This is a genomic window from Pseudomonas sp. EL_65y_Pfl1_R83, from assembly GCF_963970695.1.
In the GTDB taxonomy this organism is placed as follows: Bacteria; Pseudomonadota; Gammaproteobacteria; order Pseudomonadales; family Pseudomonadaceae; genus Aquipseudomonas; species Aquipseudomonas tritici.
On record NZ_CAXAQI010000018.1, the window covers coordinates 36,473 to 61,631 of the forward strand.

21 protein-coding genes and 1 pseudogene are annotated in these 25,159 nt (G+C 60.1%); 18 read left to right on the plus strand and 4 right to left on the minus strand.

The genetic code is table 11. The features are described 5' to 3' along the window. Positions 1 to 193 precede the first annotated feature (193 nt). From AACY08_RS22680 to AACY08_RS22720, 10 genes and pseudogenes are all read left to right on the plus strand, one after another. Positions 194 to 1,111, plus strand: a complete 918-nt coding sequence (locus AACY08_RS22680) for an NAD synthetase (protein ID WP_339471483.1) — start codon at positions 194 to 196, stop codon at positions 1,109 to 1,111. After that, on the plus strand, positions 1,111 to 1,554 hold the full coding sequence (locus AACY08_RS22685) for a hypothetical protein (RefSeq protein ID WP_339415669.1): 444 nt from the start codon (positions 1,111 to 1,113) through the stop codon (positions 1,552 to 1,554). Before AACY08_RS22680 ends, AACY08_RS22685 begins: the two co-directional genes overlap by 1 nt. Before the next feature lie 81 nt (positions 1,555 to 1,635). Beyond that, positions 1,636 to 1,740 (plus strand): annotated as a pseudogene (locus tag AACY08_RS30625) (hypothetical protein); the annotation flags it as partial. Between the two features lie 236 nt (positions 1,741 to 1,976). After that, positions 1,977 to 2,897, plus strand: coding sequence for an NAD synthetase (locus AACY08_RS22690; RefSeq protein WP_339471484.1), 921 nt, complete (start codon positions 1,977 to 1,979; stop codon positions 2,895 to 2,897). Next, on the plus strand, positions 2,894 to 3,340 hold the full coding sequence (locus AACY08_RS22695; protein ID WP_339427248.1) for a hypothetical protein: 447 nt from the start codon (positions 2,894 to 2,896) through the stop codon (positions 3,338 to 3,340). The genes AACY08_RS22690 and AACY08_RS22695 overlap by 4 nt, the downstream gene beginning before the upstream one ends. Before the next feature lie 168 nt (positions 3,341 to 3,508). Beyond that, positions 3,509 to 4,432 carry an NAD synthetase gene (locus tag AACY08_RS22700; protein ID WP_339471550.1) on the plus strand — a complete coding sequence of 308 codons (924 nt, stop codon included), beginning with the start codon at positions 3,509 to 3,511 and terminating at the stop codon, positions 4,430 to 4,432. Beyond that, positions 4,425 to 4,874 (plus strand): hypothetical protein, encoded by a 450-nt coding sequence (locus AACY08_RS22705; protein ID WP_339471485.1) that lies wholly within the window; start codon positions 4,425 to 4,427, stop codon positions 4,872 to 4,874. Before AACY08_RS22700 ends, AACY08_RS22705 begins: the two co-directional genes overlap by 8 nt. A gap of 187 nt (positions 4,875 to 5,061) precedes the next feature. After that, positions 5,062 to 8,352, plus strand: a complete 3,291-nt coding sequence (locus AACY08_RS22710) for a transglutaminase family protein (protein WP_339471486.1) — start codon at positions 5,062 to 5,064, stop codon at positions 8,350 to 8,352. Between the two features lie 162 nt (positions 8,353 to 8,514). Beyond that, complete coding sequence (locus AACY08_RS22715) at positions 8,515 to 11,001, plus strand: circularly permuted type 2 ATP-grasp protein (protein WP_339471488.1); 2,487 nt, start codon at positions 8,515 to 8,517, stop codon at positions 10,999 to 11,001. Continuing rightward, positions 11,001 to 11,891, plus strand: coding sequence for a transglutaminase family protein (locus AACY08_RS22720; protein WP_049710283.1), 891 nt, complete (start codon positions 11,001 to 11,003; stop codon positions 11,889 to 11,891). Before AACY08_RS22715 ends, AACY08_RS22720 begins: the two co-directional genes overlap by 1 nt. Positions 11,892 to 11,937: 46 nt before the next feature. Here AACY08_RS22720 and AACY08_RS22725 read toward each other — a convergent pair whose 3' ends face one another. Continuing rightward, positions 11,938 to 12,120 carry a hypothetical protein gene (locus AACY08_RS22725; RefSeq protein ID WP_065874346.1) on the minus strand — a complete coding sequence of 61 codons (183 nt, stop codon included), beginning with the start codon at positions 12,118 to 12,120 and terminating at the stop codon, positions 11,938 to 11,940. Between the two features lie 332 nt (positions 12,121 to 12,452). On the opposite strand from AACY08_RS22725, the gene azu reads away from it, so the two are divergent. Then, entirely contained in the window at positions 12,453 to 12,899 is a 447-nt protein-coding gene (gene azu, locus AACY08_RS22730) for an azurin (RefSeq protein WP_339471489.1), read from the plus strand. A gap of 195 nt (positions 12,900 to 13,094) precedes the next feature. Here azu and nadE read toward each other — a convergent pair whose 3' ends face one another. The 3 genes from nadE to AACY08_RS22745 all read right to left on the minus strand — a co-directional run bounded on the left by nadE (position 13,095) and on the right by AACY08_RS22745 (position 16,165). Continuing rightward, positions 13,095 to 13,922: an ammonia-dependent NAD(+) synthetase gene (gene nadE / locus AACY08_RS22735; RefSeq protein ID WP_339471490.1), complete on the minus strand. Its 828-nt coding sequence runs from the start codon at positions 13,920 to 13,922 to the stop codon at positions 13,095 to 13,097. A 3-nt stretch (positions 13,923 to 13,925) separates the two neighbouring features. Next, complete coding sequence (pncB, locus tag AACY08_RS22740) at positions 13,926 to 15,140, minus strand: nicotinate phosphoribosyltransferase (protein ID WP_339427243.1); 1,215 nt, start codon at positions 15,138 to 15,140, stop codon at positions 13,926 to 13,928. A 134-nt stretch (positions 15,141 to 15,274) separates the two neighbouring features. After that, complete coding sequence (locus tag AACY08_RS22745; protein ID WP_339415677.1) at positions 15,275 to 16,165, minus strand: LysR family transcriptional regulator; 891 nt, start codon at positions 16,163 to 16,165, stop codon at positions 15,275 to 15,277. A 155-nt stretch (positions 16,166 to 16,320) separates the two neighbouring features. Between AACY08_RS22745 and amaB the strand changes: the two genes are divergently transcribed. The 7 genes from amaB (at position 16,321) to AACY08_RS22780 (ending at position 24,715) form a co-directional block, all read left to right on the plus strand. Then, a complete protein-coding gene (gene amaB / locus AACY08_RS22750; RefSeq protein ID WP_339471491.1) occupies positions 16,321 to 17,811 on the plus strand; it encodes an L-piperidine-6-carboxylate dehydrogenase in 1,491 nt (496 codons plus the stop codon). Positions 17,812 to 17,923: 112 nt separating this feature from the next. After that, complete coding sequence (amaA, locus tag AACY08_RS22755) at positions 17,924 to 19,207, plus strand: L-pipecolate oxidase (protein WP_339471492.1); 1,284 nt, start codon at positions 17,924 to 17,926, stop codon at positions 19,205 to 19,207. A 374-nt stretch (positions 19,208 to 19,581) separates the two neighbouring features. Then, the gene (locus AACY08_RS22760; protein ID WP_065874340.1) at positions 19,582 to 20,718 is read left to right on the plus strand and encodes a branched-chain amino acid ABC transporter substrate-binding protein; all 1,137 of its coding nucleotides are present in this window, start codon (positions 19,582 to 19,584) and stop codon (positions 20,716 to 20,718) included. A gap of 217 nt (positions 20,719 to 20,935) precedes the next feature. Then, positions 20,936 to 21,850, plus strand: coding sequence for an ABC transporter permease subunit (locus AACY08_RS22765; RefSeq protein WP_048727385.1), 915 nt, complete (start codon positions 20,936 to 20,938; stop codon positions 21,848 to 21,850). Positions 21,851 to 21,852: 2 nt separating this feature from the next. After that, the gene (livM, locus tag AACY08_RS22770) at positions 21,853 to 23,130 is read left to right on the plus strand and encodes a high-affinity branched-chain amino acid ABC transporter permease LivM (protein WP_339471494.1); all 1,278 of its coding nucleotides are present in this window, start codon (positions 21,853 to 21,855) and stop codon (positions 23,128 to 23,130) included. Beyond that, positions 23,127 to 24,002 (plus strand): ABC transporter ATP-binding protein, encoded by an 876-nt coding sequence (locus AACY08_RS22775; protein ID WP_339415684.1) that lies wholly within the window; start codon positions 23,127 to 23,129, stop codon positions 24,000 to 24,002. The genes livM and AACY08_RS22775 overlap by 4 nt, the downstream gene beginning before the upstream one ends. After that, entirely contained in the window at positions 23,999 to 24,715 is a 717-nt protein-coding gene (locus AACY08_RS22780) for an ABC transporter ATP-binding protein (protein ID WP_339415685.1), read from the plus strand. The genes AACY08_RS22775 and AACY08_RS22780 overlap by 4 nt, the downstream gene beginning before the upstream one ends. The last annotated feature ends 444 nt before the right edge of the window (positions 24,716 to 25,159 follow it).

The window sequence follows — 25,159 nt, forward strand, 5'->3', positions numbered from 1 at the left end:
GCCTCGTGCTGGCGTTTTGCTTTCTAGCGGGTGGGTAGGCTGTTTGTTAAGGTGGCGCGCATTAGATTGCTATCGCAGGCAAGTCACCTCCCACAGTGGACCGCCTTCCAATGTTGAAACCCGGTCAACTGTGTGCGGGCTTGCTCGCGAAGGCGTCAGTTCAGACACCACCTATTTCAAGGAAGATCACCCCATGGGTAACCCCCTGCTCGACATCGGCATGGACTTCAACCGCTCGCAATTCATGGCCCGCCAGCGCATTGAAAGCCAGATCAACCTGCCACGGCTGTTTGCGGCCATCGACGCTGACCCCGGCATCGTCGGCGCAGGTGTCGTGTATATCGACGCCGACTTCAATGTCGTGACCCTGCGCGAATTCAAGCCCATCTGCAGCATCAAGCCCAAGCGCATCATTCTTCGTGAAGCGCAGAAGTACATAGCCCCCGCACAGTTTGCCGATCAGGTGACCAATAATCCGCGTGAGTCTCGACTCGTGGGGGAGGCCGTCAATACGACCTTGTCTTGTGCCGGTGCGATTCTGGGCTGGATTGTGGTGTTCAGCGGCACTGTCGCCGTACCGTTCACGGGTGGCGCGAGCCTGGTAGTGGCGGGCCTCGGCGCCACCGCTGCGGCGGCCAGTACCGCGCAGTGCGTGGTTGGAGGCATGAGAACGTTCAACGAACTCAACGACCCGACCGCCAACGACGATATGGACAACGAGGAATGGTATCGCTATGCAATGCCGGTATTGGACGCGGCTTCGCTGTTGGGCGTCGGCGCCTCTTCCCTGACAACTGTTCGACTGTTGCAGGCTCGAAAAGCAACGACGGGTAGAAGCTGGTACGAGTTGTCCAAGGGCTTGACCCGGCAGCAACGTAAGGCGCTCACCAACGAGTTGCTAAGCCTGAAAGACCCACGCCTGAGCAATAAGCTGTTGAAGTTGCGCCAGCGCTCCGGTGAGTTGGTGAAGCGCTATTCGGCGACGCAGATCAATCACGCTACCGTTACGCAGATCAGGGATTCCCTCGGTGCCGCCATTGGTTTCACCGGGAGTGCCTTGTCCGGCAACATTCGAACCATTGCAGTAGGGTTATACGAGGAGCTTGAGTGATGGTGCGCCAAGTCTCGTTAAAAGCTTTTTTGGCTGAGTACTTCCCTGCGTTTATTTGCGCATTTTTCCTTGCCTGTTTTTCCCTATCCGCTGCCATTTCATTGGCATCGAGTACCTTTTTTCGCGGTGAACCAGAGCGAGCGCGTTATTCCTTTGTGGCGGCGGTTGTCTTGGGGCTGCTCTTGGCGTTCAGCCACTTCGTCATGATCAGGGGGAGGACCTGGGGCGTTTGGGCCATCGTCGCCTTCTACGTGGTGTGCTTTTTGATCGTATTACCAACCTATGGCTATCGGCCGCATATGGCTGCCTATGTCATAGGGTTACTGTTCCCAATGCTTGGACTGTTGTTGCTGAACAGTAAACGCCATCGGGAAATGCGCCGTCAGCTACTGGAAATCCGCCACCTGCGCGAAGCCATGATCGCCAAGCACAAAGCCCGCTGACGGGGTAGCTTCACCACCTAGACTCATACGCACGCCACACAGCAGCGCATGCACCGTTGCACTGACGACGGCGCCGTTTAGAACTCGACGCCAGCCGGCAGCCACAAGGTCGCCAAGGAAACCACCACCCAGATCCTCACTCAGCACACCGGCCTGCCGCCACGTGGCAGCGACGGCAGCAACCCGGTCGTGCTGCGTTGATCGCGGCCTGAACATGCAAAACGCCAGCCTCGTGCTGGCGTTTTGCTTTCTAGCGGGTGGGTAGGCTGTTTGTTAAGGTGGCTCGCATTAGATTGCTATCGCAGGCAAGCCCGCTCCCACAATGGACCGCATTCCAATGTTGAAACCCGGTCAACTGTGGGAGCGGGCTTGCTCGCGAAGGCGTCAGTTCAGACACCACCTATTTCAAGGAAGATCACCCCTTGGGCAACCCCCTGCTCAGCATCGGCATGGACTCCAACCGCTCGCAATTCATGGCGCGCCAGCGCATCGAGAGCCAGATCAACCTGCCGCGCCTGTTTGCGGCCATCGACGCCGACCCAGGTATCGTTGGCGCAGGCGTCGTATACATCGACGCCGACTTCAACGTCATTACCCTGCGCGAATTCAGGCCCATCTGCAGCATCAAGCCCAAGCGCATCATTTTGCGTGAAGCGCAGAAGTACATTGCGCCAACGCAGTTTGCTCAACATGTCGTGAGCAATCCTCGAGAATCGAGACTGATTGGCGAAGCCGTGAATACCGGACTTTCCTGCTTGGGGGCGGTCATCAGTTGGGCTGCGATCGCCAGTGGAACCATTCTGGTGCCTTTCAGCGCTGGCGCCAGTTCCGTCATCGTTGTAGTGGGGTATGCGGCTGCCGGCGCGAGTACGCTTCAGTGCTTTAACGGCATTGCCCGAACAGCGCTGGAAGTCGCCAAACCTGAGGTCAAGGATTCGCTCGACAGTGAAGGCTGGTACCAGAATTCGTCCATCGTGCTGGACGCCGTATCACTGGCAGGCGTGGGCGCTTCGGCCCTGACGACGGTCAAGCTGGTCAGGGCCGCCAAAGCATCGACGGGCAAGAGCCTGCGTGATGTGCTTCGCGGTTTGAATCGCCAGGAAAGAGCCAAGCTGACGAAAGAGCTGCTGAGCATCAACCATCCCAGCTTGACCGCGAAGATGATCAAATTGAGGCAGGCGTCGGGCGAACTCACCAAGCGTTTCACCCCTACGCAGCTCAAGCACAGCACCACTACCCAGATCAAAGACGTCCTGGGCGCAAGCGTTGGGTTTGGCGGGAGTGCCTACTCCGGAAACGTCAACACCATCGCGATTGGACTCTACGAGGAGGTAAGCGAATGAGCGAATTGATGACGCTACGCGACTTTTTCAGGCAATACTTTCTGACGTTTATGGGCGGCGTATTTGCTGCGTGTTTTTCTTTGGCGTTGGCTGTGGCGCTGGCGTTCATCACCTATTTTCGTGATGCGCCCATTGCTCAAGTGGGGCTCAAGATCATGTCTGCCGGGGCGCTGCTCATTCTGTTGACGGTCCATAGCAACTTTATGATTTTGCGGGGCCGACCCTCCTGGGTGTGGGTAATGGTCGGTATCTACATCGCCTGTCTACTGTTTGTAGTTCCGATGGTTCAATTCCAGCCTCACAAAGTCCTTTATGGGTTGGCGCTGTTATTCCCATTGCTCGGATTATTGACACTTAACAGCAAGGTTCAACGAGAGATGCGCACGAAACTCGTGGGAATCCGTCGCATTCGGCAGGCGGTCCGATCAAGTAGTCGCATGTGAAGGAGTCGCCTTCGACAAATGGTTTCCTCGCCCGCTGTTTTCCCGTTCATAGGGACGATCAGATGGCGATCTTTTCCGATTCTCGCTTGGACTATGATGTGGTCGCCATCGCTGGCTTGCCTGCGATGAGGCCCGTTTGACCACCCTAACTTTCAAGGAAGAACACACATTCGCAACCCCCTGGCCGGCATCGGCATGGACTCCAATCGCTCCCAATTCATGGAGCGCCAGCGCATTGAAAGCCAGATCAACCTGCCGCGCCTGTTTGCGGCCATCGACGCCGACCCAGGTATCGTTGGCGCAGGCGTCGTGTATATTGACGCCGATTTCAACGTGATCACCCTGCGCGAGTTTCAGCCGATCTGCAGCATTGCCCCCAAGCGCATTATTTTGCGTGAGGCAAAGAAATACATCGCCCCGGCACAGTTTGCGCAACAGGTCCAGGACAACCCCCGCGAATCGCGCCTGGTGAGGGAGGCGATCAACACCTCTTTATCCTGTGCGGGCGCGATCATCGGTTGGATCGTCGTGCTCAGCGGCACCGTCGCTGTGCCTTTCACGGCGGGCGCCAGCAGTGTGATTACGGCCATCGGTTATACCGCTGCTACGGCTAGCACGCTCCAGTGTTTTGCCAGTGGCTATCGCGTCAGCAATGAGATCAGTGACCCCTCCAAAAATGACAAACTTGATAGCTCGCAGTGGTACCAGTACACAATGATCGCGCTGGATGCGGCGTCGTTGATCGGGGTCGGTGCATCGACGTTGACCACAATAAAACTGGTGCGGTTGAACCAGGCGACCACCGGCAAAAGTGTGCGGGACGTGTTGCGAGGATTAACCCGGCAAGAGCGCGCCAAGCTTACGAAAGAGCTGCTCAGCATCCAGGACCCGCGCATGAGCGCCAAACTACTCAAGTTGAAGCAACTGTCCCGCGAGGCGACCAAGCGTTTCACGCCCGCCCAGGTCAAGCATGCGACGGTGACCCAGATACAGGATGCATTGGGCGCTGCCATCGGTTTTACCGGCAGCGCAATTTCGGGCAATGTGCGCACCATTGCCGTTGGTCTGTATGAGGAAATGAGCGATGAATGAGCTACCGGGCATTCGTAGTTTTCTGACGCAGTATTTTCCGGTCTTCATGGGCGCGATTTTCGCGGCGGTGTTCAGCCTTGTGTTTGCGGTACCGCTGATTTTCGATAGTTATTTCCCACGCTTGCCGATGGACGACAACCTCAAGTATTCCTTCCTGGGCGGCCTCGCGCTGACGTGGTGCATCGTGCACTGCAATTTCATGATCGCACGCGGGCGACCGCAGTGGGTATGGCCGCTGGTGTCGCTGCTCGCACTTTGTGTGGTGGCGGTACTGCCCACTATCGCCTTTGGTCCGCATCCGCTGTCCTATGGATTAAGCCTGCTCTTCCCTCTGCTGGGGCTACTGCTACTCAACAGCAAACGCCACCGCGAAATGCGCCAGAAGCTGGTCGAAGTCCGCCGCCTTCGCCAGGCCATAATTGCCCAACACAAACACCGATGACTGGGTATATTCACCACCCATCCTCATGCACGCGCCACAAATATGTGCGTCACTTGCACCACGGTACCCCCACTGGCGCCGTTTTGGTGCTGTACTGCACCGGGTCCCACGATAAAGCGCAATGACGGCCGCTCTGGCATAAGTCTTGCGCGCTTTGTTTCCATGCCCTGGCTCGCAGGAGGCCGCCGTGTCGATTCATGTCGCGTTGCACCACGTTACGCATTACCGCTACGACCGCGCGGTCGAACTCGGCCCGCAGATTGTGCGTTTGCGCCCGGCGGCCCATAGCCGCACGCGGATTTTGTCCTACGCGCTGAAAGTGCTGCCCGAGCAGCATTTCATCAACTGGCAGCAAGACCCCCAGGGCAATTACCTGGCGCGGTTGGTGTTTCCGGAAAAGACCGATGAACTGCGCATCGAAGTCGACCTGGTCGCCGAGATGGCGGTGTTCAACCCGTTCGACTTTTTCCTTGAGCCTTACGCCGAAAAAATCCCTTTCAGCTACGCCGCCGATGAGCAGCGCGAGCTGGCGCCGTACCTGGAAACGCTGCCGCTGACGCCGAAGTTTGCCGCCTACCTGGCCGGCATCGACCGCACACCGTTGCCTGCCGTGGATTTTCTGGTCGGCCTCAACCAGCGTCTGGCGGCCGATATCGGCTACCTGATCCGCATGGAACCAGGCGTGCAAACGCCGGAATTCACCCTGGAAAACGCCTCCGGCTCCTGTCGCGATTCAGCGTGGCTGCTGGTGCAGTTGCTGCGCAACCTCGGCTTGGCAGCGCGGTTTGTGTCCGGCTATTTGATCCAGCTGACCGCCGACGTCAAAGCCCTCGATGGCCCGTCCGGTACTGAGGTGGACTTCACCGACCTGCATGCCTGGTGCGAAGTGTATTTGCCCGGCGCCGGTTGGATCGGCCTGGATGCCACCTCCGGGTTGTTTGCTGGTGAAGGTCACATACCGTTGGCCTGTAGTCCCGATCCCTCTTCAGCGGCACCGATCAGTGGTCTGGTGGAACCATGCGAGTGCGAATTCACCCACGAAATGTCCGTAGAGCGGATTTGGGAAGCCCCGCGCGTTACCAAGCCCTACACCGAAGAACAATGGCTGGCGATCCAGGCGCTTGGCCGGCAGATCGACGGCGACCTGCTCAAAGACGATGTACGCCTGACCATGGGCGGCGAGCCGACCTTCGTCTCGATCGACGACCCCGACGGCGCTGAGTGGAACACCGCCGCGCTCGGGCCGGACAAGCGTCGCCTGTCCGCCGAGCTGTTTCAGCGTATGCGCAAACACTACGCGCCCAAGGGGCTGGTGCACTTCGGGCAGGGTAAGTGGTACCCCGGCGAACAACTGCCGCGCTGGTCACTCAACTGCTACTGGCGCCGCGACGGCGTGCCGATCTGGCACAACAGCGCGTTGATTGCCGATGAACAAGAAGATTACGGCGCGGACGGCGTCATGGCCGGGCGCTTCCTGGCCAGTGTCGCCGAGCGCCTGAAGCTGCCGGCGCGCTTTGTGTTCCCGGCCTTCGAAGACAATTTCTATTACCTGTGGCGCGAAGGCGCGCTGCCGCAAAACGTCACCGCCCAAGACCCGCGCCTGAGCGACGACCTGGAGCGCGAACGCCTGCGCAAAGTGTTCAGTCAGCGCCTGGATAAAGTCATCGGCCAAGTGCTGCCGCTGGCGCGTACGGCAGCGAATGATCGCTGGCAGAGTGGTCGTTGGTACCTGCGCGATAACCATTGCCGCCTGGTGCCGGGGGATTCGCCGCTGGGCTATCGCCTGCCGTTGGCCTCGCAGCCTTGGGTCACGGCGGCGGAATATCCGTTTGTGCATCCAACCGACCCCAACCAGGATCAGCCGACGCTGCCGACCACCACCCAGCTGCAAAGCCACGGCGAACCCGCCCCCAGCGATGAGCGCGTGCCAAAGGTCGACGAGTCTGCCGATTGGCTGACCCGAACCGCCCTGTGCGCTGAGGCTAGGGACGGGCGCCTTTATCTGTTCATGCCGCCGCTGGAGCGCGCCGAGGACTACCTGGAACTGGTGGCCGCCATCGAGGCGACCGCCGAAGAGCTGCATTGCCCGGTATTGCTGGAAGGCTACGAGCCGCCGGCTGATACACGCTTGAGCAACTTCCGCGTCACGCCGGACCCAGGTGTGATTGAGGTTAATGTGCAGCCGTCCGCCACGTGGGATGAGCTGGTAGAGCGCACCGAATTTCTCTACGAGGAAGCGCGGCAAACCCGCCTCACCACCGAGAAATTCATGATCGACGGGCGCCACACCGGCACCGGCGGCGGTAACCACTTTGTGCTCGGTGGCGCGACGCCCAAGGACTCACCCTTCCTGCGCCGGCCCGACCTGCTGCGCAGTCTGATCAGCTACTGGCATAACCATCCCTCCTTGTCCTACCTGTTTTCCGGGCTGTTTATCGGCCCGACCTCCCAGGCGCCACGGGTGGACGAGGCGCGCAACGACGCACTGTACGAACTGGAAATCGCCTTCGCGCAAATGCCGGAGCCCGGCGAAGAGTGCCCACCATGGTTGGTGGACCGCCTGCTGCGCAACCTGCTGATCGATGTGACGGGCAACACCCACCGCGCCGAATTCTGCATCGATAAACTCTACTCGCCGGATGGCGCCACCGGCCGCCTGGGCCTGCTGGAATTGCGTGCATTTGAGATGCCGCCCCATGCGCGCATGAGCCTGACCCAACAACTGCTGCTGCGCGCTTTGGTCGCGCGTTTCTGGCGTGAACCCTATGCCCCGCCGAAACTGGCGCGCTGGGGCACCGAGCTGCACGACCGTTTCCTGTTGCCGCACTTCATCGAGCAAGACTTTGCCGACGTGATCGTCGAACTTAACGCCGCCGGTTACCCGCTGCGCGCCGAATGGTTTGCGGCGCATCTGGGGTTCCGTTTCCCCAAAGTCGGCGACTATGCCGTCAGCGGTATCGAACTGGAGCTGCGCCAGGCCCTGGAACCCTGGCATGTGCTGGGCGAGGAGGGCGCCGTGGGCGGCACGGTGCGTTATGTCGATTCGTCCCTTGAGCGCCTTCAGGTGAAATTGACCGGGCTGCCGCCGCAGCGCTACCTGCTCACCTGCAACGGCATTCCGGTGCCCTTGCAACCCACCGGGCGAGTCGGCGAGTTTGTGGCGGGCGTGCGTTACCGTGCCTGGCAACCGGCCAACTGCCTGCAACCGACCATCGCGGTGCATGCGCCGTTGGTGTTCGATTTGCTGGATACCTGGATGCAACGCTCGCTGGGTGGCTGCCAGTACCATGTCGCCCATCCGGGCGGGCGCAATTACGACAGCTTGCCGGTGAATGCCAATGAAGCGGAGAGCCGGCGCATGGCGAGGTTTTTCCGGTTGGGGCATAGCCCTGGGAAGCTTCCGGTGCCGGCAGTCGTCATTAACGATGAGTTGCCGATGACCTTGGACTTACGGCGTTTCCCCAATAAAAATGACTAAACGCCGGTCCTAATGTGGGAGCGGGCTTGCTCGCGAATGCGGTAGATCAGCCGATACAGGTATTGACTGACCCACCGCATTCGTGAGCAAACCCGCTCCCGCGAAGGGATTTGCAGTGTTTGTTGAGTTAATCTGAGCCCCCTTGCCTCTGCCGAGCGTTCCATGTCCGATTTGCTCGACCGTTACCCGCTGACCGCGGGCACCTATCATGAACTGCTGGACGACAGCGGCGCGGTGCGTGCCCATTGGCAGCGCCTGCTCGACCACCTGAAACGCAGCACACCCGCGCAACTGGCCCAACGCCAGGCGCTGCTGACCCGGCAGATCCAGGAAAACGGCGTGACCTACAACGTCTACGCCGACCCCAAGGGCGCCGACCGCCCATGGGAACTTGACCTGTTGCCCCACGTGCTCGCAGCCGATGAGTGGCAGCACCTGTCGGCCGGTATTGCCCAGCGTGCACGGCTGCTCAATGCCGTGCTGGCCGATCTCTATGGCCCGCAGCGCCTGATCAAGGAAGGCTTGCTGCCGGTCGAACTGGTGTTTGGGCACAACAACTTCCTGTGGCCGTGCCAGGGCATCCAGCCGCCGGACGGTGCTTTCCTGCACCTGTACGCCGTGGACCTGGCGCGCACCCCGGATGGCCGCTGGTGGGTCACCGCCGACCGCACACAGGCGCCGTCGGGTGCTGGTTACGCGCTGGAGAACCGCACCATCGTGTCCCGCGCGTTCCCGGAGCTGTACCGTGATCTGCAGGTGCAGCACCTCACGGGGTTCTTCCGTACGCTCCAGGAAACATTGGTCCGACAGGCGCCCGGGAATGATCAACAGCCACTGATCGTTCTGCTCACGCCGGGCCGATTCAACGAAAGTTACTTTGAACACCTCTACCTCGCCTGCCAACTCGGCTACCCGCTGGTGGAAGGCGGCGACCTCACCGTGCGTGACAGCACGGTGTTCCTGAAAACCCTCAGCGGCCTGCGCCGGGTGCACGCAATCATGCGTCGTCTCGACGACGACTTTTGCGACCCACTGGAGCTGCGCACCGATTCAGCCCTCGGCGTCCCCGGCCTGCTCGATGCGGTGCGCCAAGGCAATGTGTTGGTGGCCAATGCCTTGGGCAGCGGTGTGCTGGAGTCGCCCGGCTTGCTCGGCTTTCTGCCGAAGATCAACGAGTTTCTGTTCGGTGAAGCACTGATCCTGCCGTCCATTGCCACGTGGTGGTGCGGTGAAGCGCCGGTGCTGGCCGAAGCTCTGGAAAAGTTGCCGGAGCTGCTGATAAAGCCGGCTTTCCCGTCGCAAAGTTTCTCGCCGGTGTTCGGCCGTGACCTGAGCGACGAAGAGCGCCAAGCCCTGGCCGAACGCATGCGCGCGCGGCCGTACGCCTACGTCGCCCAGGAACTGGCGCAATTGTCCCAGGCACCGGTGTGGCACACCGTGGATGACCACCTGCAACATCGCGCCATCGGCATGCGTGTTTATGCCGTGGCCAGCGCCGACGGTTATCGTGTGCTTCCCGGCGGCCTGACCCGCGTGGCCGCCGAGGCCGATGCCGAAGTGGTGTCGATGCAACGCGGAGGCGCCAGCAAAGACACCTGGGTGCTCGGCGAACGCGCAGCCGGTAGCGAACACTGGCGTGCGCAACGCGCCATTGGTGCCCATGACCTAGTGCGCCGCGATCCGTATCTGCCGTCGCGGGTAGTGGAAAACCTGTTCTGGTTTGGTCGTTACTGCGAGCGCTGTGATGACAGCGCTCGCTGGTTGCGCGTTGTGCTGGCGCGGTATGTCGATGGCGATGACGCGCTGGCCTTGCAGGCGGCCGTCGAGTTGGGCGAAAACCTGCGCCTTCTGCCAGAAGAGGGCGAATTGCCGGAGCGCCTGCTCGCGGCCTTGCTCGGTGATGACTGGCCCTCGAGCCTGCGCGCCAACCTGCAACGCTTGCAGTGGGCGGCGTCCCAGGTGCGCGGCAAGCTATCCCGGGAAAACTGGCAGGCCCTGGTGGAGCTGCAGCGCGAAGCCCTGGAACTGGAAAGCGAGACGCCGGACTTTGGCGAATTGCTGGATTTCCTCAACCGCCTGGTGATGTCCCTGGCGGCGCTGTCCGGGTTTGCCCTGGACGACATGACACGCGATGAAGGCTGGCGCTTTTTGATGATGGGCCGGCGCATCGAGCGCCTGCAATTTCTTAGCAGCAGCCTTGCCGCATTCCTGCGGGGTGTGGCGGTGTTCGATCAGGCCGGGCTGGAGTGGTTGTTGGAGCTGGGCAACAGCAGCATCACCTATCGCTCGCGCTACCTGGCGGTGCCGCAGTTGATCCCGGTGCTCGACCTGTTGCTGCTGGACGAGCAGAACCCGCATGCGGTGTTGTTCCAGCTCAAACTGGTGAGCCGTACCCTGCGGCGTCTCAACGACGATTTCGGCGTACCCCGGGAAACCGGTCTCGCGCCGTTGGTGGAGCGCCTGTCGCGTTTCGACCTGGGCTGCCTGGAGAACCCGCTGTTTGGCGAATCCAGCGTGCGTGCCGCGTTGGACGGCCTGGCCGACCTGCTGCAAGCGGTGGCCGATGAAAGTGGGCAAGTGTCGGATCGCCTGGCCTTGCGCCACTTTGCCCATGTGGATGATGTCAGCCAACAAACGGTGTCGGTGTGATGAGTGCGCGCTACCAGATTTTTCACGATACCCATTACCACTACGACAGCCCGGTGTCCCTGGCCCAGCAGTTGGCGCACCTGTGGCCACGGCCGTGCGCCTGGCAGCGTTGCAGCTCGCAGCAGCTGGAGATCAGCCCGGAACCAACGTCGCGCCGTGATGAGCTGGATGTGTTCGGCAACCCGATCACCCGTCTTGCGTTCGAACGTCCCCATGACGAATTGCTGGTGAATGCCGGGCTGACCGTGGAAGTGCTGGCGCGACCGGTGCTGGATTTCCAACAATCGCCGGCCTGGGACCAGACCCGCGACAGCCTGACCTACAGCAGCCATCCCATGTCACCTGAGCTGATCGAAGCCTGCCGCTACCGCTTCGAATCGCCCTACGTGCACTTGAAGCAGACCTTCGTCGAGTTCTCCGAAAGCTGTTTCCCGCCTGGCCAGCCGTTACTACTGGGCGTGCAGGCGCTGATGGAAAAGATCTTCAGCGAATTCACCTTCGATGCCGAAGCCACCCAGGTCGCGACGCCGTTGGTGGAAGTGCTGGAGCGCCGGCGCGGTGTGTGCCAGGACTTTGCTCACCTGATGTTGGCGTGCCTGCGCTCACGGGGCCTGGCGGCGCGCTATATCAGCGGCTACCTGCTTACTCAGCCACCACCCGGCCAGCCACGGCTGATCGGCGCCGATGCATCCCACGCGTGGGTCTCGGTGTATTGCCCGGTATCAGGTTGGGTGGATTTTGATCCGACAAACAATGTGCAGCCGGCTCTGGAGCACATCACCCTGGCCTGGGGCCGGGATTTTTCCGATGTGTCGCCGTTGCGAGGGGTGATTCTGGGGGGAGGGAGCCATGACCCGGAGGTTCGGGTGACGGTGATGCCGCTGGAGTAGAGGTGGATTGTGCCGAGCCGGTCGGGCCGGCTCAGCACAAAGGAAATTATTCAGCCGGATCTTTCGGTGTTTCCGTTTCGTCTACTGCCACTTCACCTTCCGCATCCGGGTTCAGTGCGCCCGCTTCTTCGTCAGCAGCGGCTTTCTTGCGTTGCAGTTTTTCCTCTTTCTTCTGTTCCTTGGCCAAGTCTCTCTGACGTTTGGCGAAGGAGTAATTAGGTTTGGCCATGGGCGATCCTCTAGGGTCGAAGGTGAGGGTGGGCGGCGGGCAGCTGCCTTGGGTCGCTATGGTAGCAGCTTAGCAGCGCGCTTGGGCCTCACTTACCGCAGGCGTAGGCAGCCAGCAGGCCGTTGAACAGTTGGTTGAGGTGCATGGCGTAGGCTCCAGGGGGGAATGAGCCGATCATAAGCAGGTGCCGGTACTTTGGCTGGTAGATTGTGTTGATAGGTCTGATAGCCTAAAGTTGTATACAATCTGTTGATTCAGATCATAAGCATTTCGGCCTGCTTCAGGCACCCTTGTCGCAATACGCGTTTTTAAACCCTGCCTTGGAGATTCACATGTTTGCCAAACTCGTTGCTGTTTCCCTGCTCACTCTGGCGAGCGGCCAGTTGCTTGCTGCAGAGTGCAAGGTCACCGTCGACTCCACTGACCAAATGTCCTTCAACACCAAAGCCATCGAAATCGACAAGAGCTGCAAGACCTTCACCGTCGAGCTGACTCACTCCGGCAACCTGCCGAAAAACGTCATGGGCCACAACTGGGTGCTGACCAGCGCCGCCACCATGCAGTCAGTCGCCACTGACGGCATGGCCGCCGGCATCGACAAAGACTACCTCAAGCCAGGCGATGACCGCATCATCGCCCACACCAAGATCATCGGTGCTGGCGAGAAAGACTCGGTAACCTTCGACGTGTCGAAGCTGGCCGCCGGTACTGATTACGCGTTCTTCTGCTCGTTCCCAGGCCACATCTCGATGATGAAAGGTACTGTGACCGTTAAGTAAGCCGACTCCGGTCGAAAAAAAAGCGCCCCGAAGGGCGCTTTTTTGTGGGCGGTCAGTTGAACCGAGTCATCGTTCATCGCAGGCAAGCCAGCTCCCACATTCAACCGCATTCTCATGCTGGAACCCGGTCAACTGTGGGAGCTGGCTTGCCTGCGATAGCGGTCTGACAGTCAACACAAGCCTATCTGGCTCACCTCACGGCGCAAACGGCATCACCCGCTTGTGTTCAGTCTTGCGATACGTCTCACAGATAATCCGAAACGCTTCCTCACGCACCGGCTCGCCGTGCAGGAACGCGTCGATCTCGGTGTAGGTCACGCCATGTGACGCCTCATCCGGCTTGCCCGGCGACAGGTCTTCCAGGTCCGCCGTCGGCACTTTCTCCACCAATGATTCCGGCGCACCAAAGTGCCGTGCAATTGCGCGCACCTGGTTCTTCACCAGCCCGCTCAATGGCGCCAGATCGCACGCGCCATCACCAAACTTGGTGAAAAAGCCCATCACCGCTTCTGCTGCATGGTCGGTGCCAATCACCAGCCCACCGGCCGCGCCGGCGATGGTGTACTGCGCCACCATGCGCATGCGCGCCTTGGTGTTGCCCAGCACGAAATCGCGGGATACGGCAGCCTTGCCTTCAAACGCCGCCACTTCATTGGCCAGGGCTTTCACTGCCGGGCCGATGTTCACGGTGTGGCGCTCGTCCGGTTCGATAAAGTCCACCGAGGCCTGGGCGTCGACTTCATCGAACTGGGTTTCGTAGGGCAGGCGCACGGCGATAAAACGGTAGGCGTCATCACCGGTGCTGGCGCGCAGTTCCTGCATCGCGCGTTGGGCCAACAGGCCGGCTGTCAGGGAGTCGACGCCACCGCTGATGCCCAGCACCAACGCTTTGAGCCCGGCATTGCGCAGGCAGTCCTGGATAAAGGTCACGCGCCGGGAGATTTCGGCCTCGAGGGCGGCCTGGTCTTTGAACGGCGCTTGGACCTTGAGCTGTTCAGCAATCTCACGCTGTACGGCTTGCATGATTCACTCCTTGCTAGAGATGGCAGGTACTTTGAAAACATGACGCAAGTAGGCGACAAAATTCGGGTCGGTGCAGTGGGTCTTGCCCGCTTCATCGGAGATCTTCGCGACGGGCTGGCCATTGCAGGCGGTCATTTTAAGCACGATGCTCATCGGCTCCACACCTGGAATATCGCAGGTCAGGTTGGTACCAATGCCAAAGCTCACATTGATCCGACCCCGCAGTGCGCGGAATATCTCCAGGGCCTTGGGCAGCGACAGGCTGTCGGAGAATACCAGTGTCTTGCTCATCGGCTCGATGCCCAGCTTATGGTAATGGGCGATGGCTTTTTCCGCCCATTGCACCGGGTCGCCGGAGTCATGGCGCAGGCCGTCGAACAACTTGGCGAAGTACAAATCGAAGTCGCCGAGGAACGCGTCGGTGGTGATGCAATCGGTCAGGGCAATGCCCAGCAGCCCACGGTATTCGCGGACCCAGCAATCCAGTGCGGCGATCTGGCTGTCGATCAGGCGTGGGCCGAGTTGCTGGTGCGCCATGATCCATTCGTGCGCCATGGTGCCCAGCGGCTTCATATCGAATTCGCGGGCCAGGTGCACGTTGCTGGTGCCGACAAAACGCCCGGGGAAATCGTGCTTGAGCACACTGACCACTTCCTCCTGCACGCGGTACGAGAAGCGCCGGCGCGTGCCGAAGTCGGCCACTTGCAGCTCCGACAGCTCATCGCTGCTGGCATTCGCCGTCAGCCAGTCGAATTTGCGATACAACTGCTCGCGGGCCTGTTCGATGATCACGGTCTGGTAGCGGTAGCGGTTACGCACTTCGCTGACGATGGCCAGCATTGGCACCTCAAACAGGATCACATGCAGCCACGGCCCGCGCAGGCGGATGAACAACTCGCCGTTCTCGATGCCGGTTTGCACGTAGCGCAGGTTGAAGCGGAACAGGCCGAGGAAGCGCAAAAAATCCGGCTTCATGAAGCTGATGCGTTCCAGGAAACCCAGCTGGTCCGGGCTCAGGCTCAGTTCGGCGAGGCGTTCGATCTGGTAGCGGATCTCCGCCAGGTACGGGCGCAGGTCTTCGCTGTTTCGGCAACGAAACTCCCATTCAACTTCCACGTTGGGGTAGTTGTGCAGCACCGCCTGCATCATGGTCAGCTTGTAGAAGTCGGTGTCGAGCAAGTTCTGCACGATGCGATCGGCAAACACACTCTCGCTCATAGCGGGAATCTCCAGACGGGTCGGCAATGGGCGCCGACCTTTACGCACAATTAGGGAAGAGGGCTAGTGGCGCATAGACCTGTGTTGTTTTGCCAGTGATTTTTTCGGTAAGGCCACTGGCGCCATCGCAGGCGCTACAGCACCTGCTCCATCATCCACTTCACAAACTCACGCACCTTGGGCACTTCCGCCGAATGTTCGGGGTAGGCCAAGTAATACGCATCCTGGCTCGGCAGCGCATGCTGCCAGGGGATCACCAGCTTGCCTTCGGCCAACTCTTCTTCCACCAGAAAGCGCGGCAACAACGCCACGCCACAGCCCACCTGCGCTGCACGAATACACATATAGAACGTGTCGAATCGTGGCCCGTGGTAACTGTGCTCTGTCTGATAGCCCTGGCTGGCGAACCAGTCATGCCAGCCCTGCGGCCGTGAGGCGTTTTGCAGCAGGACCAGATCGCTGAGTTGCGTGGGGTCGGTGAACGGCTGCGCGGGCAGGCTTTCCGGTGCACAGACAGGTACAAGCTCTTCGCTGAACAGCTTCAGGCTCTCGGTGCCGGGGCGTGAGCCCTGGCCAAAGTAGAAGGCCATGTCGGCCTTGCCTTGCAAAAGCTCGTCCGGCGCCTGCTCATTACACAGGTCCAGATGGATCTGCGGGTGACGCAGCCGCCATCCCTTGAGGCGCGGTACCAGCCAGCGCGCGCCGAAGGTGTAGGGCGTAGACACCCGCAACACTTCGGTCTCGCCGCCGTAGGAACGCAGGTAGTGAGTGGACATCTCCACCTGCGTGAGGATCTTGCGCACTTCCACCAGGTACAGGTCGCCCGCTGGCGTCATCTGCAAGCGGCGGCGCACCCGGCGAAACAGCAGGTGTTGTAACAACTCTTCCAACTGCGCCACCTGCTTGCTCACCGCGCTCTGCGTGAGGTTCAGTTCCTCGGCGGCGCGGGTGAAACTCAGGTGGCGGGTGGCGGCTTCGAAGCACTGCAAGGCAGTGATTGAGGGCAAATGTCTTTTATTGAGCACGGCACGCCTCTTTTTATTCTTTGCATGAATAAACGGAATGATATCTCGCCTAATCGTCGTTTGTTGGCACGTCTTGGGCCAGCTACAAATAAGCCCTGGATCGCCGTGTCTGTCGGCGGCGCTATTTACTGTTTTGAACATTGAAGGAGTGACCCATGGTTGCCGCATTGCTTGATCGTCTCGGGGTAAACCCGGCGCTGTACCAGTCGGGGAAACAACCCGTGCATTCGCCGATCGATGGCAGCCGTATCGGCAGCGTGAACTGGGAAGGCGCCGCCGAGGTAGAGCAACAGGTCAGTCGCGCTGAGCATGCATTCCAGGCTTGGCGCAACGTGCCCGCACCGCGCCGCGGCGAACTGGTGCGTCAGTTCGGTGATGTGTTGCGCGAGTACAAGGCCGATCTCGGCGAGCTGGTGTCCTGGGAAGCCGGCAAGATCACCCAGGAAGGCCTGGGCGAAGTGCAGGAAATGATCGACATCTGTGACTTCGCCGTCGGCCTGTCGCGCCAGCTGTACGGTTTGACGATCGCCTCCGAACGCCCGGGCCACCATATGCGTGAAACCTGGCACCCACTGGGCGTGGTCGGCGTGATCAGCGCCTTCAACTTCCCGGTCGCCGTGTGGGCGTGGAACACCACCCTGGCGCTGGTGTGCGGCAACGCGGTGATCTGGAAACCCTCGGAAAAGACCCCGCTTACCGCCTTGGCCTGCCAGGCGCTGTTCGAGCGCGTGCTGAAAAAATTCGACGGCGCTCCCGAGTACCTCAGCCAAGTGATCATCGGCGGCCGCGACGCCGGCGCCGCACTGGTGGATGACCCGCGCGTCGGGTTGATCAGCGCCACCGGCAGCACCCGCATGGGCCGCGAAGTGGCACCGAAAGTCGCCGCACGTTTTGCCCGTAGCATCCTGGAGCTGGGCGGCAACAACGCAATGATCCTCGGCCCAAGCGCCGACCTGGACATGGCCGTGCGCGCGATCCTGTTCAGCGCCGTCGGCACCGCCGGTCAGCGTTGCACCACGCTGCGCCGACTGATCGCTCACGAATCGGTGAAGCAGGAAATCGTCACCCGCCTCAAGGCCGCCTATTCCAAGGTGCGCATCGGCCACCCGCTGGAAGGCAACCTGATCGGCCCACTGATCGACAAACACGGCTTCGAGAACATGCAGGACGCCCTGGAGCAAGCCTTGAGCGAAGGCGGCAAGGTGTTCGGCGGCAAGCGCCAACTGCAAGACACATTCCCTAACGCCTACTACGTGTCGCCGGCCATTGTGGAAATGCCTGAGCAAAGCGACGTGGTGTGCACTGAAACATTTGCGCCGATTCTTTACGTGATTGGCTACACCGATTTCGCTGAAGCCCTGCGTCTGAACAACGCCGTGCCGCAAGGTTTGTCGTCATGCATCTTCACTACCGATGTGCGCGAAGCCGAGCAGTTCATGTCGTCCGTGGGCAGTGACTGCGGCATCGCCAACGTCAACATCGGCCCGAGCGGCGCGGAAATCGGCGGTGCGTTTGGCGGTGAGAAAGAGACGGGCGGTGGGCGTGAGTCGGGCTCGGATGCGTGGCGCGGGTATATGCGTCGGCAGACCAATACGGTGAATTACTCGCTGGAGCTGCCATTGGCCCAAGGTATTACCTTCGACTGATCTCTCAGTCGGAGTGAGGTCAAAATGTGGGAGGCCGGCTTGCCTGCTCCCACAGTTGATTGGGTTTACAAACCTGAAATGGTTGTTTGTTAGGTCTCATCGGAGTCTGGCAATGGCACTGCGCGAAACATGTTTGTGGGAACACCTCACCCCTGGCAGGCCGGATCGCGTCGCGCTCAAGGGCGAGGTCAACGTGGATGTGTGCGTGATCGGCGCCGGGATCACCGGGCTGTCGGCGGCCGTTCACTTGCTGGAGCAGGGTAAAAGCGTTGCCGTGCTGGAAGCCCATCGCACCGGCCATGGCGGCTCGGGGCGTAACGTCGGGCTGGTCAACGCCGGCCTGTGGATCCCGCCGGACGAGATCGAAGCCGGTTTCGGCGAGGCGGTGGGCAGCCAGCTTAACCGCATGCTGGGCGCGGCGCCGTCGCTGGTGTTCAGCCTGATCGACACATACAACATCGATTGCCAATTGCGCCGCGAGGGCACGTTGCACATGGCGCACAACGCCCGTGGCGAAGCGGATTTGCGCAGTCGTGAAGAACAATGGAAGCGCCGGGGCGCGCCTGTGGAATTGCTCACCGGCCAGGCATGCGAGCAAGCCACTGGCACTCAGAAAATCGCGGCAGCCTTGCTGGATCGGCGCGCCGGCACCTTGAATCCAATGGCTTACACCAGTGGTTTGGCGAATGCGGCTGTCGGCCTAGGCGGACAGTTGTTCGACCATTCCCCGGTCACCCAACTCGAGCGCCAAGGTGCGCGCTGGTCGGTGCAGACGGCCCAAGGCTCAGTGCAGGCTGGACAGGTGGTCATCGCATCAAATGCCTATACCGAAGGCGAATGGACCGAACTGCGGCGCAATTTCTTCCCCGGTTACTACTACCAGGTCGCGTCGGCCCCGCTGACGGGGGACGCCGCCCAGCAAATCCTTCCCGGCGGGCAAGGCTCGTGGGATACGCGCCAAGTGCTGAGCAGCATTCGCCGCGATGCCGATGGCCGTCTGTTACTCGGTAGCCTGGGCAACGGAAACCAGAAACCGGCTTGGTTCCTCGAGGCGTGGGCCGATCGGGTGCGGCAGCATTACTTCCCGTACCTCAAATCGGTGCAGTGGGACTATACCTGGACCGGCTGCATTGCCTTCACCCCGGACCACTTGATGCGCCTATTCGAACCCGCCCCTGGCCTGGTGGCAGTAACGGGCTATAACGGACGCGGCGTGACCACCGCCAGCGTGGTCGGCAAGGCGTTCGCCGACTACTTGTGTCACCAGAATCCACAGGCATTGCCGATTCCCTTCGCGCCCATGCAACCGCTGGCCGGGGTCGGTCTGCGCAGCTGTCTTTATGAGGCCGGGTTTTCGCTGTATCACGCAGGCCAATGTCTGAGGATCGTGATCTGATCAGCGAAGTACCGCTCAAAAGCCTGCATTTTCTTAGTCGGCTACTAATCTGTATTGGTGCAAGTCGTAGCAGTCACGCACTGTAAATGTGCAGTTCCGTTACGTCGTTTGTTACAGCTGTAGGAACTGTCGTTTATGGGGTTGGTTGCAGGTGCGACCTGTCGAGGTTGTACTTTTTCGATTCGCTGGTTGCACCTTCTGATGCTAGACGGTTGCACGTCCTTGCGAATGGCGCTGAAACACCTGCAATAACAATGACACCGTGTCTTTTTGAAGAATAAAAACGTAGTGGCACGCGCCTTGCTCTGAGCTTTCAGTGAAAAGTTTGAACGCAAGTTGTCGTGCCAAAAATCAAAAATATCGGAGCACTACTCATGTCCCAGACGTTTTACAAGAAAGGTTTCCTGGCCCTCGCCGTTGCAGCGGCGCTGGGTGTTTCTGCGTTTGTTCAAGCTGATGTGAAGATTGGCGTTGCGGGGCCGATGACTGGCGCCAACGCCTCATTCGGTGAGCAGTACATGAAGGGTGCCCAAGCGGCAGCCGATGCGATCAACAAGGCCGGCGGCATTAACGGTGAACAGATCAAGCTGGTTGCCGGCGACGATGCCTGCGAACCCAAGCAGGCCGTAGCCGTCGCCAACCGGCTGGTCGACCAGGACAAAGTGATCGGCGTGGTCGGGCACTTCTGCTCGTCGAACACCATCCCGGCGTCCGAGGTGTATAACGACGCGGGCGTGATCGCCATCACCCCAGGTTCCACCAACCCACAAGTGACCGAGCGCGGAATGAGCGCAATGTTCCGTATGTGCGGGCGTGACGACCAGCAAGGCATCGTCGCCGGCGATTACATCGTCGACGTGCTCAAGGGCAAGAAAATTGCCGTGATCAATGACAAGGACACCTACGGCAAAGGCCTGGCTGACGCCACTGCTGCCCAGTTGACCAAGCGCGGCGTCAAGCCGGTGCTGGAAGAAGGCCTGACCCGTGGCGAGAAAGACTTCAGTGCGCTGGTCACCAAAATCCGCTCTACCGGCGCAGATGTCGTGTACTTCGGCGGCCTGCACCCGGAAGCCGGTCCGCTGGTTCGCCAACTGCGTGAAGCCGGCCTGAAAGATGTGAAGTTCATGTCCGATGACGGCGTAGTGACCGACGAATTGGTCACCACCGCAGGCGGCAAGCAATACGTGGACGGCGTCTACATGACCTTTGGCGCCGACCCGCGCCTGTTGCCCGAAAGCAAGGCCGTGGTGGAAGAGTTCCGCAAAGCCGGCTACGAGCCTGAAGGCTACACCCTGTACGCCTACGCTTCGCTCCAGGCCCTGGCCGCCGGCTTCAACGGCGCCAAGTCCGACAAAGGCGAAGACGCCGCCAAGTGGCTCAAGGCCAACCCTGTGAAAACCGTGATGGGCGAGAAGACCTGGGACGCCAAGGGCGACCTGAAAGTCTCCGACTATGTGGTTTACCAGTGGGACAAGGAAGGTAAATACCACCAGTTGGAAAAGCAGAAGTAAGGCTAGTCAGCACCTAACCAATGTGGGAGCGGGCTCGCTCGCGAAAGCGGTCTGTCAGGTAGCAAATGTGTTGACTGATACACCGCATTCGCGAGCAAGTCGAAGCGTCGAACCGCCGCTTCCACAGGGGAGTGGTGTCGTGATCGATATCTGTCTTTTCCTCCAGAAGCGCCGCACACCCACCGGTGTGCAGGTGCTCACCGCGTGAGATTGCGTTATGGATGGTATTTTCCTGCAGCAACTGGTCAATGGCCTGACCCTCGGGTCGGTCTATGGCCTGATCGCCATCGGCTACACAATGGTCTATGGCATCATTGGCATGATCAACTTCGCCCACGGCGAGGTTTATATGATTTCCGCTTACCTCGCGGCGATCAGTCTGGCACTGCTGGCTTACTTCGGCATCGAATCCTTTCCGCTGCTCATTCTTGGCACCTTGGTCTTCACCGTCGTCGTCACCGGCGTTTACGGTTGGGTCATCGAGCGTGTCGCCTACAAACCGCTGCGTAACTCCACCCGCCTGGCACCGCTGATCAGCGCCATCGGGATCTCCCTGATCCTGCAGAACTACGCGCAGATCGCCCAGGGCGCCAAGCAACAAGGTATTCCAACCTTGCTGGCAGGCGCCTGGCGTGTCGACATCGGCACCGGGTTCGTGCAGCTCACGTACACCAAGGTGTTCATTCTCGTGGCGGCGTTTGCCGGGATGGCGTTGCTGACCTACATCATCAAGTACACCAAGCTCGGCCGCATGTGCCGCGCGACCCAGCAAGACCGCAAGATGGCCTCGATCCTCGGCATCAACACCGACCGGGTGATCTCCTATGTGTTCGTCATCGGTGCCGCCATGGCGGCCCTGGCCGGCGTGCTGATCACCCTCAACTACGGCACCTTCGATTTCTATGCCGGCTTCATCATCGGCATCAAGGCGTTTACCGCAGCGGTACTCGGCGGCATCGGCTCCCTGCCAGGGGCGATGTTGGGCGGGATTATCCTGGGTATCTCCGAGTCGCTGTTCTCGGGGTTGATCAACTCTGACTACAAAGACGTGTTCAGTTTCTCGCTGCTGGTGGTGATTCTGATTTTCCGTCCTCAGGGCCTGCTTGGTCGCCCACTCGTGGCTAAGGTGTAAACATGTCTGCTGCCAAACCAATCGATATCAAGAAAAGTGTGGTCGATGCAGTCCTTGCCGGGCTGATTTCGCTGATCATCTTCGGGCCCATCGTCGGTGTTGTCCTCGATGGCTACAGCTTCAACCTGGAACCGGCCCGCGTCGGCGTGATGGTCGCGATTGTAATGCTCGGCCGGTTCGCCATGAGCCTGTTCCTGCAAACGCCCAAGGGTATAAGAATCCTGCAGGGATTAGAGAGCAGCGGCTCCGGCGTGCACGTGCAGAAACCGGACTATAAATCGCGGCTGCGCTGGATCATTCCGGCACTGATCGTGATCGCTATCGTGTTCCCGATCTTCGCCAACAAGTACCTGCTGACCGTGGTGATCCTCGGGCTGATCTACGTGTTGCTCGGGTTGGGCTTGAACATCGTGGTAGGCCTGGCTGGCTTGCTCGACTTGGGCTACGTGGCGTTCTACGCCATCGGTGCCTACGGCCTGGCGCTGGGTTATCAATACCTGGGCCTGGGTTTCTGGACGGTGCTGCCACTGGCGGCCATCGCGGCGGCGCTGGCGGGGTGCATCCTCGGGTTTCCGGTATTACGAATGCACGGTGACTACCTGGCTATCGTGACCCTGGGCTTCGGTGAGATCATCCGCTTGGTGCTTAACAACTGGCTGTCGTTTACCGGCGGTCCGAATGGCATGCCCGTGCCGTCACCGACCTTCATGGGGTTGGAGTTCGTGCGCAAGGCCAAGGATGGCGGGGTGCCCTTTCATGAGTTTTTCGGCATCGATTACAGCCCTAATTTCAAGTTCATTTTTATCTACATCGTGTTGTTCCTCGTGGTGATGCTGGTGCTGTACATCAAGCATCGTCTGACCCGCATGCCGGTCGGCCGTGCCTGGGAAGCGCTGCGCGAAGATGAAATCGCCTGCCGTTCCATGGGCCTGAACCACGTACTGGTCAAGCTCTCGGCGTTCACCATCGGCGCGTCTACCGCGGGCCTGGCCGGGGTGTTCTTTGCCAGCTACCAGGGCTTCGTCAACCCGTCGTCATTTACCTTCTTTGAGTCGGCGCTGATTTTGGCCATCGTGGTCTTGGGTGGCATGGGTTCGACGGTAGGCGTGGTGATTGCGGCCTTCGTATTGACCGTCGCGCCTGAACTGCTGCGCAGCTTCTCCGAATACCGCGTGCTGCTGTTTGGCGTGTTGATGGTGGTGATGATGATCTGGCGACCACGCGGCCTGATGCGGATCAGCCGTTCCGGTGTGACGCCACGTAAGGGGGTAGCGCCATGAGCAAGGAAGTCGTCCTCCAGGTGGAGCACCTGATGATGCACTTCGGTGGCATCAAGGCTTTGAGCGATGTGAGCCTCAAGGTCGAACGCAACTCGATCTTCGCCCTGATCGGCCCCAACGGCGCAGGCAAGACCACGGTGTTCAACTGCCTCACCGGCTTCTACAAAGCCAGCGGCGGCAAGATTGAACTCAATGTGCGTGGCAAGCAGACAAACGTGATCCAACTGCTCGGCGAGCGCTTCAAAGCCGTCGACTTTGTCTCGCCGAAGAGCTTCCTCAGTCGGGTCTACTACAAGATGTTCGGCGGCACCCACCTGGTGAACCGTGCTGGCCTGGCGCGAACCTTCCAGAACATTCGCCTTTTCAAGGAAATGTCGGTGGTGGAAAATCTGCTGGTCGCCCAGCACATGTGGGTCAACCGCAGCATGCTCGCCGGCATTCTCAACACCAAGGGCTACCGCAAAGCCGAAAGCGATGCCCTTGACCACGCCTTCTACTGGCTGGAGGTGGTGGACCTGGTGGACTGTGCCAATCGCCTGGCCGGCGAACTCTCCTACGGCCAGCAGCGCCGCCTGGAGATCGCACGTGCCATGTGCACGCGGCCGCAGATCATCTGCCTCGACGAACCGGCAGCTGGCCTCAACCCCCAGGAAACCGAAGCCCTCAGTGCGATGATTCGCCTGCTGCGCGACGAACACGACCTCACGGTAGTGCTGATCGAACACGACATGGGCATGGTGATGAGTATTTCCGACCACATCGTGGTGCTGGACCACGGCAACGTGATCGCCGAAGGCGGGCCGGAAGCGATCCGAAACGACCCGAAAGTGATTGCCGCCTACCTGGGCGCCGACGAAGAGGAGCTGGTATGAGCGGACCTATCCTCGAAATGAAGGACCTGGACGTGTACTACGGTCCGATCCAGGCCCTCAAAAAAGTCTCGCTGCATATCAACGAAGGCGAAACCGTCAGCCTGATCGGCTCCAACGGCGCGGGCAAGTCCACGCTGCTGATGTCGATCTTTGGCCAGCCACGGGCCGAGTCGGGGCAGATCCTCTACAACGGCGTCGACATTACCCACAAGTCATCGCACTACATCGCCTCCAACGGCATTGCGCAGTCGCCGGAAGGGCGGCGGGTGTTCCCCGACATGACCGTCGAGGAAAACCTGCTGATGGGCACCATCCCGATTGGCGACAAGTTCGCGCAGGAAGACATGCAGCGCATGTTCGAGCTGTTCCCACGTCTCAAGGAGCGGCGCAACCAGCGCGCTATGACCATGTCGGGTGGCGAACAGCAAATGCTCGCCATCGCCCGCGCGTTGATGAGCCGCCCAAAGTTGTTGCTGCTGGACGAGCCAAGCCTGGGGCTGGCGCCGATTGTGGTGAAGCAGATCTTCTCGACCCTGCGCGAGTTGGCGGCGACCGGGATGACTATTTTCCTGGTGGAGCAGAACGCCAACCATGCGCTGCGTCTGTCGGATCGGGCGTATGTGATGGTTAACGGTGAGATTCGCCTGACGGGTACTGGTAAGGAATTGTTGGAAAACGAGGAAGTGCGCAACGCCTACCTCGGCGGGCACTAATCTAAATAACGACGCAGCACCCACTGTGGGAGCCCACATAAAAGCGGCTCCCGCAGTCTTTTTAGTGCTATCCACAGACCGTTCTGGAAATTGTGGAAAACAAATCCAGCCGCCCTCTAAAGCGCGACATATAGCCGCCACAAATCCCTGTTTTGTCACACTTTTGACTTGTCCCCATCCACTGTGGAACCGGCTGTGGGTAACGTGGTAGTAGCTGGCTGAAAGCCTTTAAAACCGTGACTTGCAGCGAGTCACTTGTTTTTTGATCAGCGGCTTTTTCGCAACCGCCCGAGGGCTTTGTCAACCTGTTTATAGACACAGGTATATGACCGAAATATGTCCCGCCAGCCTGTGGATAAGTCTGTGACTAAACTCTGGAAAGACGGCCGCAGAGGCCGGAATGACTGGCCTGGAGCCATCGTTCTGATTTCCGGCCTGTCGGTG